Source organism: Agromyces sp. ISL-38, assembly GCF_018613935.1.
Taxonomy (GTDB): Bacteria; Actinomycetota; Actinomycetes; order Actinomycetales; family Microbacteriaceae; genus Agromyces.
In genome coordinates, this window is record NZ_JAGGPF010000012.1 from 136,070 (window position 1) to 152,655 (window position 16,586).

The window sequence follows — 16,586 nt, forward strand, 5'->3', positions numbered from 1 at the left end:
GGCACCAATGACCGACATCACCCCCCACTCCGACGCCGACTCGGCGACCGACATCCGCTTCGTGACGCCCAACGTGAGCGCCGAAGAGGCTGCCGCGGTCACCGCGGTGCTGCTCGCGGCGATCGACGAGGGAGAGGCCGAGGCATCCGTGCCCGAGCCGGTTCGTGACCACTGGGTTCGCAGCGGCGGCGCGCTTCGGACTCCGTTCCAGACGGGGCCCGGTCGCTGGGAGCGCTCGGGGCGATGATTCCGGTCTTGTCCCCCAATCGACGGTCACCGATGGGCGCCAGCCCGCGAATTCGTCGGAGTTGGTGCACCCCGTCGCCTGAGGGGGACACCGGCTGTCCCCCGAAATGACGACTTTGCAGACGCAGGGCCGTGTACCACGATAGGTATCGCAGGCTCCTCAGGAGTCGCCACGGACATCGGTCGGGTAACCGATGACCGTTGGGGGCGAGTCAGGGCGATATTCGGGTTGTCGCCGTGTCTCGGGCTTGATGGGGGGCCGATCTCAGATCGGCCCCCCACTCTCTTGTCCGGCGTCGATCGGCGTGCCGGATGTTGTGCCCCGCCGTCACAGGGCGCGGGGAATCTCCAGCCACAGCTCGACTTCGAGGTCGTCGGTGTCGACTCCGGATGACTCGACACCCGAGTCGCGCAGGCCCACCACGGTGACCGCCACGGGCGAGCCCTCCGCGGCGGTACGCGCGATGATGCGATCGGCGTTCGAGCCGGCCACTGCCTCGGCGAGCCGGGAGAGCACCCGATCGCGCGCCGCCTCGTCGAGATCATCGATGCCGCCCTCGTCGAGCAGGTTGACGGTGATGCCGCGCTCTCGAGCGCGTTGCACCTCGACACGCACGACGTCGGTGAGGAGCATCCGGCCGCGGATCTCATCGCGGATCGCCGCCTCGAGCATGCGGCACTCGCGACGCTGCGCCTCGGTGAGCGCGCCATTGCGATCGGCGATGCGGCGGAGCATCGGCGCGGCGATCCGGTTGGTCTGCGCGAGGCGCATCCGGCCCTCGAAGAGGTGGGCGTCCTGCGCGGCCTGCCAGGCCGCCGCCTCACGCTCGGCCTGCGCGTACCGCCGGGTCTCCCTGGCGGCGTTCGTGAGAGCCGTCGTCAGCATGTGCGCGATGGCGACCCACACGATGCTGCCGATGACACCCAGTCCGCCGAGCGAGAGCGGGCCGGCCCACACCACGCTCTGCACTGCGAGCGCGACGACCCCGATCCATGCGAAGGTCAGCTGGCGCCGCGCAGCGGCGATGGTCATGAGCGTGCCCACGGCGGCGACGTACCACGTGGCGTAGCCGTTCTCGGCCTCGGGGTCGAGTTGGCTGGTCACGAGGAGCGGCAACACGATGCAGACGGCGAGGTCGAAGGCAGCGAGCCAGTCGGGCATCCGCAGGCGCTGGGCCGGCCAGAGGCTCAGCACGGTCGCGATCGAGTAGAGCAGCAGCGCCGCCACCGTCGGCCACGGCGAATTGGGGATGTCGAGCGAGTAGGCGCCGAGCACCACGTGGTACGTCGAGAACATGGCCCCCAGCACGAGGAGCAGCCAGCGGGGAACGGAGATCATGCGCCGTCTCCCTCCACACCCGCGGGCCACGCGACGGTCACGGTCGTGCCGTGCCCGACGCGGGACGCGATCTCGGCCGTGCCGCCGGCGTTCGCCATGCGCTCCTCGATGGAGATGCGAAGTCCGAGCCGTTCGCCAGGCACCTGGGCGAGATCGAAGCCGCTCCCGTTGTCGGAGATCTCGATGACGCATCCCCCCGCCCGGACGCCGCGGATGCGCACCTCCCGACGGGTCGAGCGCCCCGGTTCGTCGGCGTGCTGGAGGCTGTTGACCATGGCCTGCACCGAGGCGGTATAGAGGGCCTCGACGGCCTCGACCGGAAGCTCGACGCCGCCGGTGTTCACGACCCGCACGATGAACGGCGTCGAGAACGTCGTGAGCGCCGCGCGAAGGCGTCGCACCAGGACCGGCAGCCCGATCCGGTCGAGCACCCGCGGCCCGGTCTCCGCCGCCTCGTCGAGGCGTTGCACGGCGTCGCGGGCCATTCGCGCGGCGAGCGCCTGCTCCTGGCTGGACCCCGCCGCCGCCGCGGAGAGCAGCGTCGTGAGCACGCTGTCGTGCACGAGCGCGTCGATCTTCACCCGCTCGCTCTCCGTCGCGTGCTGGCGGGCAGCGAGGTCGTAACGCTGCAGCGCCGCCTCCTGCGCCGAGTCGACAGCCTCGGCGGCCTGGCGGAGCATCGTGACGATGATGAGAACCACGACACCGAGGATCACGGCGTACATCGCATCGAGCACTGCGAGCAGCGGGCCCGCCTCACCGCCGGCCGGCAGGAGGCGGATGCCGCCGTAGATCGCCGGCACGACGACCGTGTACGCCGTGGCCCACACCGCCGGGACGGCGACGACGGCCGCGGTCGTGGCCACGGTGCACACGTAGTAGAGCCAGGGCGCGCTCTCCTCGATGACTTGGGGATCCGCGACGAGGAACGGCCACGCGATGAGCGCCACCACGTAGAGGCCGGCGAAGGCCAGGCACGCGGTGCGCACCGCGACCTTCGTGACGGTCGCCACGGCGAGCGCCACGATGGCGCCGTAGAGCACGGCCATGAGGGCGGGGCCGGCGCCCTCGACGAGCGCTGACGACTGCGGGATCGCGAGCGGCAGGGTCTGCGCCCCGAAGACGAGGCCGAACAGGCCGAGGGCGCGCGACGAGATCGTCTCGACCTGCGCCCTCGTGACGGCTCTGCGGCGCGGCGCGATGCGCGTCACACGCCCTTCAGCGACGGCCATCCCCGCCATCGATATCGAGACCGGGCAGGATGCCGTCTTCGACCGCGCGACGCAAGAGGTCGACCTTCGTCGGCGCCGGCCGGCCGACCTCGACGTACTTCGCGCGAATCCGGTCGAGGTACTCGCGCGCCGTGGAGTGCGCGATGCCCAGCTGCATGGCGACGAGCTTCAGCGGGAGCCCGGAGGCGTAGAGGTGCAGCACGTCGCGCTCGCGGCGGCCGAGCTGCGCCTTCGCGAAGTCACGGTCTGCCTCGATGGCGCTCGCCCACTCGACGTTGTTCAGCACCTCGCCGCGCGCGACGACCGCGATCGCCGCGATGACCGACGACATGGGCGACGCCTTGGGGATGACGCCGGCCGCACCGGCCGCGAGCGACTCCCGCACGGCGGCGACCCGGTCGGCGATGCTGTGCACGAGCACGCCGCTGCCCGTGGTGAGCACGGCGCGAACGTTCTCGGTGACCGACGAACCGTCGCCGAGCGACAGGTCGAGCACCACGACATCGCAGGCCCTGCCGTCGAGGGCATCGAGCAGTTCGGGCACGTTCGCCGTGTCGGCCACGACGTCGTAGCCCGCGTCATGGCAGGCGGCCCTGAGCCCGAGCCGCACCGCCTCATGATCGTCGACGATCGCGACCGTAGCCGTTTCCCCCGGTGTTCGCCCAACTCCGCCCGTCACGCGGCCCCCTTGTCCATGTGTCACACGATAGCGCCCAGTCGCGCGACCGCCTCGATGTGGTGCGTGTTCGGGAACAGATCGAAGGCGCGCAGCGCCATGAGCTCGTATCCCCGTTCACGGAGCAGTCCGACGTCTCGCGCGAGCGCAACGGGGTCGCACGCGACGTAGACGAGCTGACGGGGTCGCAGCTCAGCCAGCCGGTCGATGACCGCTCGCCCCGCTCCCGACCGCGGCGGGTCGAGCACGATCGTCGCGTCGCGGAGCCGCGCCCGTTCCGCGGCAGACGCCGTTTCGACGAGCTCGTCGAGGTAGCGGTCGACCCGGGCCGTGACCGCACGGGCACCGACCCAGTCGGCGAGGTTCGCGCCGGCGTGCTCGGTCGCGCGCGCGTCCGACTCGACGGTGGTGATCCGCACGGTCTCGCCGAATCGATCGCCGACCGCGGCGGCCAGCAGTCCCACGCCGCCATAGAGGTCGTGGTTGGCCGCCCGAGGGTCGAACAGGTCGCCGTCGATGAGCTCCTGCACCGCGCGAGAAAGGATCGCGGCGGCGCCCGTGTGCACCTGCCAGAATCCGTCGCGGTCGAGACGGAAGGCTCGGTCGCCGACACGTTCTTCGATCGTCGGGCGGGCGCCGCGCGGCATCCGCTCATCGCCGACGACCACGAGGGCGGGGTCGCCCACGCTCGGCGCGATGAGGTCGACGGCCCGCGCGCCGGGGAACCGCTCGCCGAGCGGCGCGAGCGCGGCGAGTGCGGGCACGGCGAGCGGCAGCGACGCTACGGGCACCACGGTGTGGCTGCGAGCCGCGTAGGGGCCGACAGTGCCGTCTGAGGACACGTGCAGTCGCACGCGGGTGCGCCAACCCGTTCCCTCGTCGATCGACGCCTCGGGCGCGAGCGCCGGGTCGACCGGCTCGACCTCGACCGCGGGATCGACGCCGCCCATGCGGGCGAGTGCGTCGCGCAGCACCTCGGCCCTGAGCTCGCGCTGCCGCGGCATCCGGATGTGCCCGAACTCGGCACCGCCGGCACGCGCTTCGGGAGCGCGGTCGACGGATGCCTCCGGCCACACGTGCTCACGCCGATGCTCCGATGCCGTCAGCACCTCCACCGTCTCGGCGCGCCAGTACCGGTCGCGCCCCTGGTCGACGATGCGCGCCAGCACCCGCTCGCCGGGGATCGCATCGGCGACGAACACCACCCGGCCCTCGTGGTGCGCCACGAACACCCCGCCGTGCGCGACGCGTTCGACGTCGAGCTCGATGACGGGTCCGTCGGTCACCGGCGCCTTCGGGGCAGGGCGGGCAGACGTGGGCCGGCGACCGCCGGGACGTCGGGAGCGACGAGACTGAGCCATGCTCCGAGCATTCCACAGCGCGCTGGGGACCGGCAGGATGGGAGCATGCGCTTGTATCTCGCCTCGACGTCTCCCGCCCGGCTCCAGACGCTGCGTTCCGCCGGCGTCGAACCCGTCGCGGTGCCGCCCGGCGTCGACGAGGAGGCGCTCGTCGAAGCTCACGAGGCGGCATCCGGCCCGCTCGAGGCGGCCGAGATGGTGCAACTCCTCGCGAGGGCGAAGGCCGAGGCGCTCGTCGGAGCCGAGCCGGGTGGCGAGCCCATCGACGGGCTCATCCTCGGCGGGGACTCGGCGTTCCTGACGGGCGGTCGAATCCATGGGAAGCCGCACCGTCCCGACATCGCCCGGCAGCGCTGGCATGAGCAGAACGGCGGGCACGGCCAGCTCTGGTCGGGGCACTGGCTCATCGACCACCGCGGCGGCGAGGTCCACGGCGCGGTCGGGCGAGCGGATGTCGCGACGGTGCGCTTCGCCGCACTCGACGACACCGAGATCGACGCGTACGTCGCCACGGGCGAGCCGCTCCTCGTCGCCGGCGCGTTCACCATCGACAGTCTCGGCGGGCCATTCATCCGCTCGGTCGAAGGCGACCCGTCGACCGTCGTGGGGCTCTCGCTCTCGACGCTCCGCGACCTCGTGCGAGAGCTCGGCTACGCGTGGCCAGACCTCTGGAACCGCGGTTGAGGCCGATCGCACCCGCAGTGCCGTGAGGCGGGGCTTGTCGACCCCCGCAAGGGTCGATGCCGTTTGTTGTGGAAGACATCCAAGATGCGCCATCTCCCCGAGCAATAGGCTTGGGCATTATGCCGCGTATCACCAAGGTCCTCATCGCCAACCGTGGCGAGATCGCCGTCCGCGTCATCCGAGCCGCTCGTGACGCCGGCATCGGATCGGTCGCCGTCTATGCCGACCAGGATCGCGACGCGCGGCACTCGAAGCTCGCCGACGAGGCGTATGCCCTCGACGGCACGACGAGCGCCGACACCTACCTCGTCATCGACAAGTTGCTCTCGGTCGCGCGTCGGTCGGGCGCCGACGCCGTTCACCCGGGCTACGGCTTCCTCGCCGAGAACTCCGACTTCGCCCGCGCCGTCATCGACGCCGGCCTCATCTGGATCGGCCCGTCGCCCGAGGCGATCGAGCGCCTCGGCGACAAGGTCTCGGCACGGCACGTCGCCGAGAAGGTGGGCGCGCCCCTCGCACCGGGCACGCTGAACCCGGTGGCGGATGCCTCGGAGGTGCTCGACTTCGTCGACGTGCATGGCCTGCCCGTGGCCATCAAGGCGGCGTTCGGCGGCGGCGGCCGCGGCCTCAAGGTCGCCCGCACTCGCGAAGAGGTGCCCGAGCTCTTCGACTCGGCCACTCGCGAGGCCGTCGCTGCCTTCGGTCGCGGCGAGTGCTTCGTCGAGAAGTACCTCGACAAGCCCCGGCACGTCGAGACCCAGTGCCTCGCCGACGCGCACGGCAACGTCGTCGTCGTCTCCACTCGCGACTGCTCGTTGCAGCGCCGCCACCAGAAACTCGTCGAGGAGGCGCCGGCGCCGTTCCTCACCGAGGAGCAGAACCGCGCCCTCTACGAGTCGTCGAAGGCGATCCTCCGCGAGGTCGGCTACGTCGGCGCCGGCACGTGCGAGTTCCTCATCGGGCAAGACGGCACGGTCTCCTTCCTCGAGGTCAACACGCGGCTGCAGGTCGAGCACCCGGTCTCCGAGGAGGTCACGGGCATCGACCTCGTTCGCGAGCAGTTCCGGCTCGCCGAGGGCGGCACGATCGACTACAGCGACCCGGTCCCCTCTGGGCACTCCATCGAGTTCCGCATCAACGGCGAAGACCCGGGGCGCAACTTCCTCCCCTCGCCCGGGCCTGTGCACATGCTGCGTTTCCCCGGCGGCCCCGGCGTGCGCGTCGACTCCGGCGTGACGACCGGCGACGAGATCTCCGGCGCATTCGACTCGCTGCTCGCCAAGCTCATCGTCACGGGCTCGAGCCGCAAGGACGCGCTCGAGCGCGCCCGCCGCGCCCTCGACGAGTTCGAGGTCGCGGGACTGCCGACCGTGCTGCCCTTCCACCGCGACATCGTGCGCCACCCGGCGTTCGCGCCCGAGGGCGACGAGCCCTTCACGGTGTACACGCGCTGGATCGAGACCGAGTACGACAACCGCATCGAGCCGTGGTCGGGCGAACTGAACGAGTCGACCGGCCCCGCTGCACGCACGAGCGTCGTCGTCGAGGTCGGCGGTCGCCGCATCGAGGTCAGCCTGCCGAAGCGGCTCTCGGGCGGGGCATCCGTCGCTCGATCCGCCGGGCCTGCCCCCCGCCGGCACACCGCCTCGCACGCGGTCGCCACTGCAACGGGCAACGCCGTGAAGGCGCCGATGCAGGCGACCATCGTGAAGGTCGCCGTCGCCGAGGGCGACAAGGTCGTCAAGGGCGATCTCGTGCTCGTGCTCGAGGCGATGAAGATGGAGCAGCCGATCCTCGCCCACAAAGACGGCGTCATCGGCGTCGTGAACGCCGAGGCCGGCGCCACCGTCTCGAGCGGCCACCTGCTGCTCGCGATCAACGACGCCTGACCTGCTTCCAGAATTCAGGAACCACGAGCAGCGCCGTGCGACAGAATTCAGGAACAGCAAGCCCTGCTGCTGGGCAGAATTCAGGAATGAAGCGAGCGTGAGCAACAGGGTCGCGGCGAAAACGCGTCCCGACGCACCGCAGGGTGGATCGGCTCCTGAATTCTGACGACGAAGCGGATGCCGCGGACCCGTCGCCCCCTGAGTTCGGAGAGTGGCAGAGCACTCGGATCGTGAGGGACTCGATCACGCACTCGACCGCGTCACCGCGACTCAGGCGGCAGAGCGCTCGTGAAGGGCACGGATCGCGCCCCTGAGCATCTCCGCGGCCAGTTCGGGATGGTGGATCACGACTCGCGCCGGGATCCGAAGGGTCGGGTAGCCGCGATGCGACTCGGCGCCCGAGCCGGATGCTGCACTCAACACCATTGGCGCTTCCTTCGACGGCAGCACCGCATCGAGCCATCGTTGTGCGTCGCTGAACTGGAGCAGCCCCTCGTGTATGGCCGATTCGAACGTCGCCCGCACATCACGCCTCGAGGCGCAACTCGCGACATCCGCCAGCGCAGTAGGGAGATCGACGCGCCACGCGTTGCCCGTTCTACGTCGCCCGACCGGTACGTCACGCCAGTGGAGCACGACGGGCAGGCGGAATCGATCGGGCATCAGCGCGACCTCCCTCCTCCGAAGCGGTACGTTCGTTCGCAGGCGAGCGGCGTTCGCCGGGAGCGTCACGTGCACGCGGTCGTCGTCGCTCCCCGCCCAGAGTCCGTACGTCTTCGTGGCGCTGAGGCAGCCGAGTCGTCCGCCGAGGCGAACAGCGGCCAGCCGCTCGATGGATGCGTTCGGGAGCGCGTAGTGCCCCTGCCGAACTCGCCGGACGGTGCCGGCGCGTACCGCAGCTGTGAGCTGGTGGCCCGTGAAGCCGCGGCGCAACAGATCTCGCCTCGTCGTGATGCCGCCGAGCTCATCAATGGTGTCGAGGAGACGTCGCACCCCGTGATCGTCTGCTCCTACGGCAATCCCGGAGTGGCTGGAAGCCACATCTGTGCACTACGTCCTGGTGTGCGTGCCTGTTGAGGTGGGCTCACTCGTCAGAATTCAGGAGGGCAGGGCCGCAGGATCCGTCGCCCATGTTCACTACTCAGGAAGGATCGGAGCGGCGGCCCTGCTCAGTCACCGTTTTCGCGCCTCTCTCACGACATCTGGACAGGCAGCTCCTGAATTCTGCAAGGTGGTCCGGTCGCTGGTTCCTGAATTCTGACTGAGGGGTCAGCGCACCACGTGCATCGCGCGCGCGGCGTCGGTGAGCGAACCGCTCAGCGACGGGTACACCGGGAACGCCTCGGCGAACTGGTCGACCGTGAGCCGGTGCTCGACGGCGAGCGCGAGCGGGAAGATCAGCTCGGAGGCCTTCGGGGCGACGATGACGCCGCCGATGATCGCCCCTGAGCCGTTCGACGCGAAGAGCTTCACGAAGCCGTCACGGATGCCCATCATCTTCGCGCGCGGGTTCGACGAGAGCGGCAGCTTGTAGACGACGCCGGGCACCACGCCCTCCTCGATGTCGTTCTGGGTCCAGCCGACGGTGGCGATCTCGGGCTGCGTGAAGATGTTCGAGGTGATGTTGCGCTCCTCGGGCGGGTCGACGATGTCGCCCATCGCGTGAAAGACCGCGGTGCGGCCCTGCATCGACGCCACCGAGGCGAGCGGCAGGAACGTCGTGCAGTCGCCCGCTGCGTAGATGTTCGGGATCGACGTGCGAGCGACGCGGTTCACCCGGATGTGGCCGCTGTCGGAGAGCTGCACGCCAGCCGCCTCGAGCCCGATGTCGGGCGTGTTCGGCACCGACCCCACTGCCATGAGGCAGTGGCTGCCGCGCACCTCGCGACCATCGGAGAGTGTCGCGACGACCCCGTCGCCGTCGCGCACGACGGATGCCGCGCGGGTCTTGTTCAGCACCTTCATGCCGTTGCGCTTGAATACCTTCTCGATCACCGTCGCGGCATCGGCATCCGAACCGGGCAGCACCTGGTCGCGGCTCGAGATGAGCGTGACCTTCGCGCCGAGCGCGCGGTAGGCCGAGGCGAACTCGGCGCCCGTGACACCCGACCCCACGACGATGAGGTGCTCGGGAATCCGCTCGAGATCGTAGAGCTGTGTCCAGGTGAGGATGCGCTCCCCATCGGGAACTGCCGTCGGCAGGATTCGCGGCGTCGCGCCCACCGAGAGCACGAGCGTGTCGGCCTCGATGCGGTCGAAGTCGGTGCCGCCCTTCGCCGTCGAGACGATGATCGCGTTCGTGCCGTCGAGCCGCCCCTCGCCCTGCACGAGGCGGACTCCCGCCTCGATGAGGTTCGAGCGCATGTCCTCGGACTGCTGCGCGGCGAGCCCGAGCAGGCGCTTGTTGACGGCCGCGAGGTTGATGGCGACCTCGGGTCGCACTGGCTTGTCGGCGGTGCCCTTTGCGTAGAACTGCACGCCGAGGTCGCCCGCCTCCTTCACCGCGTTCGAGGCCTCGGCGGTCGCGATGAGCGACTTCGAGGGCACGACGTCGGTGAGCACCGCAGAGCCGCCGACGCCCGCCCGCTCGACCAGGGTGACCTCCGCGCCGAGCTGGGCGGCCGCGAGGGCCGCCTCGTATCCGCCGGGTCCGCCACCGAGGACGGCGATTCGTTGTGTGCGCTCGAACTCGTAGGCCATGGTCACATTCTGTCGTAGGGCGCGAAGCGCCAGCAAAACGAGCAGCGCCCCGCTGCGGCATCCGTGCCTCATTAGAGTGGTGGGATGCACGATGCCAACCCGCTTGACGACCCGACCGCAGACCCCTTCGCCATCGCCGCCGAGGCCGCCGCGAGGATCGCCGAACTGACGGGCGTCGAACGCCACGACGTCGCACTCACGCTCGGCAGCGGCTGGGGCGCTGCGGCCGAGCTCATCGGCGAGACGACGCACACGATCGCGGCATCCGAGGTTCCCGGCTTCTCGAAGCCCGCGCTCGAGGGGCACGTGGGCACCTTGCGTTCGGTGCTGCTGCCGAGCGGAAAGCGTGCCCTCGTCATCGGCGCACGCACGCACTACTACGAGGGCCATGGCGTGCGGAGGGTCGTGCACTCCGTGCGCTCCGCCGCGGCGACCGGCGCGACGACGATGATCCTCACGAACGGCGCCGGCGGCATCAAGCCGCACTGGAAGCCCGGCACTCCCGTGCTCATCAGCGACCACATCAACCTCACGGGCGACTCCCCGCTCGAGGGCGCGACCTTCATCGACCTCACCGACCTGTACTCGGCTCGGCTGCGCGACCTCGCACGCACGATCGATCCGAGCCTCGACGAGGGCGTGTACTGCCAGTTCCGCGGCCCCCACTACGAGACGCCCGCCGAGGTGCAGATGGCGAAGGTCATCGGCGGCCACATCGTCGGCATGTCGACCGCACTCGAGGCGATCGCCGCGAGGCAGGCCGGCATGGAGGTGCTCGGCATGTCGCTCATCACGAACCTCGCTGCCGGCATCCAGCTGACGCCCCTGAGCCACGAAGAGGTGCTCGAGGCGGGTCGCAACGCCGAGCCCGTGATCAGCCGGCTGCTCGCGCAGATCGTTGCGGCACTGTAGGTCGAGCGGATGTCGCAGATGAACGCCACCGACACGACGCGCCTCGCCCTCGCCGAAGCGTGGATCGCCCAAGACCCCGACCCCGAGACCCGGGTCGAGCTCGCCGCACTCGTCGAGGGTGCCCGTGCGGGCGACGCCGAGGCATCCGCTGAGCTCGCCGACCGCTTCGACGCAAGGCTCGCGTTCGGCACCGCCGGCCTCCGCGGCGCGATCGCCGCCGGACCCAACCGCATGAACCGGGTGCTCGTGTCGCAAGCCGCCGCGGGGCTGGCCGCATACCTCGTCGAGCACGCCGAACCGGGGGCTTCGCCCTCGGTCGTCATCGGCTACGACGGCCGCAAGAACTCCGACGTCTTCGCGCGCGACTCGGCGGAGATCATGGCGGGCGCGGGCGTGCGCGCCATCCTCCTGCCGAGGCTCCTGCCGACTCCCGTGCTCGCCTTCGCGGTGCGCCATCTGGGCGTCTCGGCGGGCGTCATGGTGACGGCTTCGCACAACCCGCCGAACGACAACGGCTACAAGGTGTACCTCGGCGGCGAGCACCAGGGTTCGCAGATCGTCGCCCCGGCCGACGCCGAGATCGCGGCGCACATCCTCAGCGCCGCGGCCGCTTCGCCCGTCGACACGATGCCGCGCGCCGCGTTCGAGACCGCACCCGAGTCGATTGTCGACGAGTACGTGCGACAGACGGCCGCCGTGGCCGTGCGTCCCACGATGCAGCCGCGCGTCGTGTACACGGCACTTCACGGCGTCGGCTGGGAGACGATGTCGCGAGTGCTCGAGGTCGCCGGTTTCGATGGCCCGGCGCTCGTCGAGGCGCAGATCGACCCCGACGCGACGTTCCCCACCGTCTCGTTCCCGAACCCCGAAGAGCCCGGGGCGATGGACCTCAGCTTCGAGCGCGCCCGCGAGGTCGGCGCCGATCTCATCATCGCGAACGACCCCGACGCGGATCGCCTCGCGATCGCGATTCCCGACGCCGCAGAATCACACGGCTATCGACGCCTCACCGGAAACGAGGTCGGCCTCCTCCTCGGCTGGCAGGCCGCAGAGCGCGCGGCGGCAGTGGCCGGCGACTCCGGCCCGAACGGAGCGCTCGCGTGCTCGATCGTCTCCTCCCCCGGCCTCGAGGCGATCGCTCATGCGTCCGACCTCGACTTCGAGTCGACGCTCACCGGATTCAAGTGGATCTCCCGCGCACCTGGCCTGCTCTTCGGGTTCGAGGAAGCGCTCGGCTACCTCGTGAATCCCGAGACCGTGCGCGACAAAGACGGCATCTCCGCCGCCCTCGCCTTCCTCTCGCTCGCCGCAGAGCTGCAAGCGACCGGCCGCACGGTCGCCGACCACCTCGATGAGTTCATCGAACGGTTCGGATGCTTCGCCTCGTCGCAGCTCTCGATCCGCGTGACCGACCTCGCCCGCATCGGGGAGATCATGGCTCGCCTCCGCGCGGTTCCGCCCGCGTCGGTGGGCGGCATCCGCGTCGAGCGCATCGAAGACCTGAGCGACGGCTTCGGCGACCTGCCGCCCTCCGACGTGCTGCGCATCGTGCTCGAGGGCGGGGCCCGAGTGATGGTGCGACCGAGCGGCACCGAGCCGAAGCTCAAGGTCTACATCGACGCCGTCTCCGTCGAGGGGTCGGTCGCTGATCGGCGCGCCGCGGCATCCGCTGCCGTGACTCGCCTCGAGCGCGGCATGCAGGAGCTCACGGACTGACGGTCGCCGGGCTCGAGAGCTCAGGCGAGCTCGAACTCAACCGAGTGCGAACGGGCTCAGCCGAGCGATTCCTCGAGCTTCGCGCCGATCTCGTCGACGTCGAAGTAGTTCTGCACCTCGATGATCTCGGCGAAGCTCCGGCCGATCGCCTCGCGAACCGCGGCGGCGAGCTCGGTCGACGTCAGGATGACCTGCGCGTCGGCAGCGGCATCGGCGACGCCCGCGAGATCGCTCGCGCTGACGTCGGCCGTGAGCCCGAGCCGGGCGAGGGCGCGTTCGGCGTTCACCTTGAGGATGGCCGACGTGCCGATGCCGACCCCGCAGACCGCGACGATCCTCACGAGCCGGCTCCGGCCTCTTCGTCGAGGCCGAGGATCGAGCGCACGGCTGCCGCCGACGACGCCGCTGCGATGCGCGCGACGATGCCGGTGTCGTTGAAGGCGTTCGCGAGCTTGGCGACGGATGCCACGTGCTCGTCGGCGTTCGAGACGGCAAGCCCCACGACGACCTCGACGGGGTCGTTGTGCGGGTGCCCGAACGGCACCGCCTCGGCGAGCGTCACGACCGCGAGCCCCTCACGACGCACGTCGGGGCCGGGGCGTGCGTGCGCGAGCGCGAGCCCGGGCGCGATGACGACATAGGCACCGAACTCCTCGATGACCGCGATCATGCGGTCGGCATACTCAGCCCGCGTGGCACCCGAGCGGGTGAGGGCTCGGCCGGCCTCGCGCACGGCTGCGCGCCAATCGTCGACACGCGCGCCGAGCACGACGGCCGTGTCGGGAAGCGGCGGGATGGTCATGGTTGATCCGTTCGGAGGCGGCAGGAGGCGGCACGTGCTGGTGTCTCCGCGGGTCAGGCTTCGTCGAACCCGTCTTCGATGCGCTCGATGAGCTCCTCGCGGTCGTCGAGCGGCAGGAACGCGGATGTCGCGGCATTCAGCTGGAACGTCTCGAGGTCGTCGAGGTCGTAGCCGAACGCGTCGCTGAGGAGCGCGAGCTCGCGGCTGAGCGACGTGCCACTCTGCAACCGGTTGTCGGTGTTGACCGTGACGCGGAACCCGAGCTGGTAGAGCAGGTCGAACGGGTGGTCGACGAGTTCGTCGCCCCACGCGGCGATCGCGCCGGTCTGCAGGTTCGAGGACGGGCTCGTCTCGAGCGCGATCTCGCGGTCGCGCACCCATTGCGCGGTCGGGCCGAGCGAGACGTAGGTGTTGTCGTCGTCTTGCCGCTCGATCGTGAGGTCTTCGGCGATGCGCACGCCGTGACCGAGGCGGAGCGCCCGACCGTCGAAGAGCGCGCTACGGATCGACTCGAGGCCGTCTGCCTCGCCTGCGTGCACGGTGACCGGGAATAACTGCGTCGCGAGGTAGTCGAAGGCGGTGCGATGCCGGCTCGGCAGGAATCCGGCCTCGGCGCCCGCGATGTCGAACCCGACGACGCCACGCTCGCGGTGGCGCACCGCGAGCTCGGCGATCTCGAGGCTGCGGTCGGCGTGCCGCATGGCCGTGACGAGCTGGCCGGCCCGGATGGCGTGGCCCTGGTGCTGCGCGTCGTCGATGCCCTGCTCGATGCCCGCCTGCACGGCCTCGACGACCTCGTCGAGGTCGAGGCCGCGCGTGAGGTGCTGCTCGGGCGCCCACCGGATCTCGCCGTAGATCACACCATCGGCAGCAAGGTCTTGCACGAACTCGCGCGCCACGCGGCTGAGGCCGGCGCGCGTCTGCATGACGGCGGTCGTGAGATCGAAGGTCTTCAGGTACTCGACGAGCGAGCCGGAGTTCGACTGTTCGGCGAACCATGTCGCGAGCGACTCGGCGTCGGGGGCCGGCACCTCGAGGCCGAGCTCGTCGGCGAGCTCGAGGAGGGTCTGCGGACGCAGTCCGCCGTCGAGGTGGTCGTGCAGCGAGATCTTCGGCAATGCCTGGATGCTCGTGCCATCGCCTTCGAGGCGGTACTCGGTCGGATTCGTGTTCACGAGTCAACGATAGCGGCGGGCCCGCCGCGAAGTCTCGGCAATCTCGAAGCTCGCCAGCCCTGATCGGCGCACATTCCGGCGCCGTTTCGGCTATGCGAGAGAGGCTGCACGGCGACCATGCTCACCGGCCGATGCGGTCGGCGATGAGCGGTCCGCCGTCGTCGATCGGATCGCCGAGGTCGCCGATCCGCCACGCGCCCTCGACCGCTTCGAGCGCGCGTGCGAAGCGAGCGGGCTCGTCGGCGTGCAGCGTGAACAACGGCGCGCCTGCACGCACCTCGTCGCCGGGCTTCGCGTGCAGGTCGATGCCGGCGGTGTGATGCACGGGATCCTCCTTGCGGGCACGACCAGCGCCGAGGCGCCACGCGGCGATGCCGAACGGCAGGGCCTCCTGGGCGACGAGCACGCCGTCACGGTCGGCGGTCACGACGTGCTGTTCACGAGCGATGGGAAGCGGCGCGTCGGGATCGCCGCCCTGCGCCTGGATCGCCCGGCGCCACGTGTCCATCGCGCGGCCGTCGTCGAGCGCTGCTTCGACGTCGGCATCGGGCCGACCGGCGAGCGCGAGCATCTCGCGCGCGAGCGCGATCGTGAGCTCGCGGACATCCGATGGCCCGCCGCCGGCGAGCACCTCGACCGATTCGCGCACCTCGTTTGCGTTGCCGATCGTGAGTCCGAGCGGCACGTTCATGTTCGTGATCAGGGCGGAGGTCGCGACGCCCGCGTCTTCGCCGAGCTCGACCATCGTGCGCGCGAGCTCGCGCGAACGCTCGATGTCTTGGAGGAAGGCGCCCGAGCCGAACTTCACGTCGAGCACGAGCGCGCCCGTGCCCTCGGCGATCTTCTTCGACATGATCGACGATGCGATGAGCGGGATGGCCTCGACGGTGCCCGTGATGTCGCGCAGTGCATAGAGCTTCTTGTCGGCCGGGGCGAGCCCGGGGCCCGCGGCGCAGATGACGCCGCCCACGTCGCGAAGCTGCGCGAACATCTCGTCGTTGGTGAGCTCGGCCCTCCAGCCGGGGATCGACTCGAGCTTGTCGAGCGTGCCGCCGGTGTGCCCGAGGCCTCGCCCGGAGAGCTGCGGCACGGCGACGCCGAAGGACGCCACGAGCGGCATGAGCGGCAGGGTGATCTTGTCGCCGACCCCGCCCGTCGAGTGCTTGTCGCTCGTGGGCTTTCCGAGGCCGGAGAAGTCCATGCGCTCGCCCGAGGCGATCATGGCCATGGTCATGTCCTTGATCTCACGTCGAGACATGCCGTTCAGGAAGATCGCCATGGTCATCGCCGACATCTGCTCGTCGGCGACGTAACCGCGGGTGTACGCGTCGATGAGCCAGTCGATCTCGACGGTGTCGAGCTCGCCACCGTCGCGCTTCGAGCGGATGAGGTCGACGGCGTCGAACGCCTCGATCGCGCTCACGCGCCAGCCCCGCGGAACTCGGCGAGCTGGCGCGGCCCGAAGGCGTCGGGCAGCACCTCGTCGATCGTCTTGATGCCGGAGACGGTCTCGAGGAGCATCCCCTCGGCCGAGTGCTCGTAGAGCAGCTGACGGCAGCGCCCGCACGGCATGAGCACCGAGCCGTGCCCGTCGACGCACGTGAACGCCACGAGCTTGCCGCCGCCCGACATGACGAGCGCGGAGACGAGCGAGCACTCGGCGCAGAGGGTCACGCCGTAGGACGCGTTCTCGATGTTGCATCCGCTCACGACCCGGCCGTCGTCGGCGATCGCCGCCGCGCCGACCGGGTACTCCGAGTAGGGCGCGTAGGCCTTAGCCATCGCTTCTCGGGCACGCGCGCGCAGCGCGTCCCAATCGATCGGATCCGTGGCGGTCATGGTGCTCCCCAGTTC

Annotated in this window: 16 protein-coding genes; 5 read left to right on the plus strand and 11 right to left on the minus strand. The window is 70.3% G+C overall.

The window, feature by feature from the left end:
• Positions 1-7: 7 nt before the first annotated feature.
• Positions 8-247: an acyl-CoA carboxylase epsilon subunit gene (locus J7E25_RS14685; protein WP_214870901.1), complete on the plus strand. Its 240-nt coding sequence runs from the start codon at positions 8-10 to the stop codon at positions 245-247.
• A gap of 327 nt (positions 248-574) precedes the next feature.
• Here J7E25_RS14685 and J7E25_RS14690 read toward each other — a convergent pair whose 3' ends face one another.
• The 4 genes from J7E25_RS14690 to J7E25_RS14705 are packed head-to-tail and all read right to left on the minus strand — an operon-like array spanning position 575 to position 4,779.
• On the minus strand, positions 575-1,585 hold the full coding sequence (locus J7E25_RS14690) for a hypothetical protein (protein ID WP_214870902.1): 1,011 nt from the start codon (positions 1,583-1,585) through the stop codon (positions 575-577).
• Entirely contained in the window at positions 1,582-2,817 is a 1,236-nt protein-coding gene (locus J7E25_RS14695; protein WP_214870903.1) for a sensor histidine kinase, read from the minus strand. Before J7E25_RS14695 ends, J7E25_RS14690 begins: the two co-directional genes overlap by 4 nt.
• Positions 2,804-3,496, minus strand: a complete 693-nt coding sequence (locus J7E25_RS14700) for a response regulator transcription factor (RefSeq protein ID WP_214870904.1) — start codon at positions 3,494-3,496, stop codon at positions 2,804-2,806. The genes J7E25_RS14695 and J7E25_RS14700 overlap by 14 nt, the downstream gene beginning before the upstream one ends.
• A 20-nt stretch (positions 3,497-3,516) precedes the next feature.
• Positions 3,517-4,779, minus strand: a complete 1,263-nt coding sequence (locus J7E25_RS14705) for a TRAM domain-containing protein (RefSeq protein ID WP_308164592.1) — start codon at positions 4,777-4,779, stop codon at positions 3,517-3,519.
• A gap of 120 nt (positions 4,780-4,899) precedes the next feature.
• On the opposite strand from J7E25_RS14705, the gene J7E25_RS14710 reads away from it, so the two are divergent.
• Positions 4,900-5,538: a nucleoside triphosphate pyrophosphatase gene (locus tag J7E25_RS14710; protein WP_214870906.1), complete on the plus strand. Its 639-nt coding sequence runs from the start codon at positions 4,900-4,902 to the stop codon at positions 5,536-5,538.
• Between the two features lie 119 nt (positions 5,539-5,657).
• The gene (locus J7E25_RS14715) at positions 5,658-7,427 is read left to right on the plus strand and encodes a biotin carboxylase N-terminal domain-containing protein (protein WP_214870907.1); all 1,770 of its coding nucleotides are present in this window, start codon (positions 5,658-5,660) and stop codon (positions 7,425-7,427) included.
• A 270-nt stretch (positions 7,428-7,697) separates the two neighbouring features.
• Here J7E25_RS14715 and J7E25_RS14720 read toward each other — a convergent pair whose 3' ends face one another.
• Together J7E25_RS14720 and J7E25_RS14725 are read right to left on the minus strand one after the other, a co-directional pair.
• Positions 7,698-8,420, minus strand: coding sequence for a type IV toxin-antitoxin system AbiEi family antitoxin domain-containing protein (locus J7E25_RS14720; protein WP_214870908.1), 723 nt, complete (start codon positions 8,418-8,420; stop codon positions 7,698-7,700).
• A gap of 276 nt (positions 8,421-8,696) precedes the next feature.
• Positions 8,697-10,127, minus strand: a complete 1,431-nt coding sequence (locus J7E25_RS14725; protein ID WP_129519916.1) for an NAD(P)H-quinone dehydrogenase — start codon at positions 10,125-10,127, stop codon at positions 8,697-8,699.
• A gap of 84 nt (positions 10,128-10,211) precedes the next feature.
• Here J7E25_RS14725 and J7E25_RS14730 point away from each other — a divergent pair, with 84 nt between their 5' ends.
• Positions 10,212-11,039, plus strand: a complete 828-nt coding sequence (locus tag J7E25_RS14730; RefSeq protein WP_214870909.1) for a purine-nucleoside phosphorylase — start codon at positions 10,212-10,214, stop codon at positions 11,037-11,039.
• Positions 11,040-11,057: 18 nt separating this feature from the next.
• Entirely contained in the window at positions 11,058-12,755 is a 1,698-nt protein-coding gene (locus tag J7E25_RS14735) for a phospho-sugar mutase (protein WP_214870910.1), read from the plus strand.
• Between the two features lie 56 nt (positions 12,756-12,811).
• Here the strand turns inward: J7E25_RS14735 and J7E25_RS14740 are convergent, their stop codons facing one another.
• From J7E25_RS14740 to J7E25_RS14760, 5 genes are all read right to left on the minus strand, one after another.
• Positions 12,812-13,096 (minus strand): PTS sugar transporter subunit IIB, encoded by a 285-nt coding sequence (locus J7E25_RS14740; RefSeq protein WP_214870911.1) that lies wholly within the window; start codon positions 13,094-13,096, stop codon positions 12,812-12,814.
• Positions 13,093-13,557, minus strand: coding sequence for a PTS sugar transporter subunit IIA (locus J7E25_RS14745; RefSeq protein WP_214870912.1), 465 nt, complete (start codon positions 13,555-13,557; stop codon positions 13,093-13,095). The genes J7E25_RS14740 and J7E25_RS14745 overlap by 4 nt, the downstream gene beginning before the upstream one ends.
• 53 nt (positions 13,558-13,610) lie before the next feature.
• Complete coding sequence (locus J7E25_RS14750) at positions 13,611-14,732, minus strand: adenosine deaminase (RefSeq protein WP_214870913.1); 1,122 nt, start codon at positions 14,730-14,732, stop codon at positions 13,611-13,613.
• A gap of 121 nt (positions 14,733-14,853) precedes the next feature.
• Positions 14,854-16,155: a thymidine phosphorylase gene (locus J7E25_RS14755; RefSeq protein WP_214870914.1), complete on the minus strand. Its 1,302-nt coding sequence runs from the start codon at positions 16,153-16,155 to the stop codon at positions 14,854-14,856.
• Complete coding sequence (locus J7E25_RS14760) at positions 16,152-16,571, minus strand: cytidine deaminase (protein WP_214870915.1); 420 nt, start codon at positions 16,569-16,571, stop codon at positions 16,152-16,154. The genes J7E25_RS14755 and J7E25_RS14760 overlap by 4 nt, the downstream gene beginning before the upstream one ends.
• Between the last annotated feature and the right edge of the window lie 15 nt (positions 16,572-16,586).

What these genes read in the sequence shown, in the direction of transcription:
- J7E25_RS14690 (WP_214870902.1), bottom strand. Translation starts at nt 1,585, where the DNA reads ATGATCTCCGTTCCCCGCTGGCTGCTCCTCGTGCTGGGGGCCATGTTC.
- J7E25_RS14725 (WP_129519916.1), bottom strand. Translation starts at nt 10,127, where the DNA reads ATGGCCTACGAGTTCGAGCGCACACAACGAATCGCCGTCCTCGGTGGC.
- J7E25_RS14710 (WP_214870906.1), top strand. Translation starts at nt 4,900, where the DNA reads ATGCGCTTGTATCTCGCCTCGACGTCTCCCGCCCGGCTCCAGACGCTG.
- J7E25_RS14695 (WP_214870903.1), bottom strand. Translation starts at nt 2,817, where the DNA reads ATGGCCGTCGCTGAAGGGCGTGTGACGCGCATCGCGCCGCGCCGCAGA.
- J7E25_RS14760 (WP_214870915.1), bottom strand. Translation starts at nt 16,571, where the DNA reads ATGACCGCCACGGATCCGATCGATTGGGACGCGCTGCGCGCGCGTGCC.
- J7E25_RS14685 (WP_214870901.1), top strand. Translation starts at nt 8, where the DNA reads ATGACCGACATCACCCCCCACTCCGACGCCGACTCGGCGACCGACATC.
- J7E25_RS14715 (WP_214870907.1), top strand. Translation starts at nt 5,658, where the DNA reads ATGCCGCGTATCACCAAGGTCCTCATCGCCAACCGTGGCGAGATCGCC.
- J7E25_RS14745 (WP_214870912.1), bottom strand. Translation starts at nt 13,557, where the DNA reads ATGACCATCCCGCCGCTTCCCGACACGGCCGTCGTGCTCGGCGCGCGT.
- J7E25_RS14735 (WP_214870910.1), top strand. Translation starts at nt 11,058, where the DNA reads ATGAACGCCACCGACACGACGCGCCTCGCCCTCGCCGAAGCGTGGATC.
- J7E25_RS14730 (WP_214870909.1), top strand. Translation starts at nt 10,212, where the DNA reads ATGCACGATGCCAACCCGCTTGACGACCCGACCGCAGACCCCTTCGCC.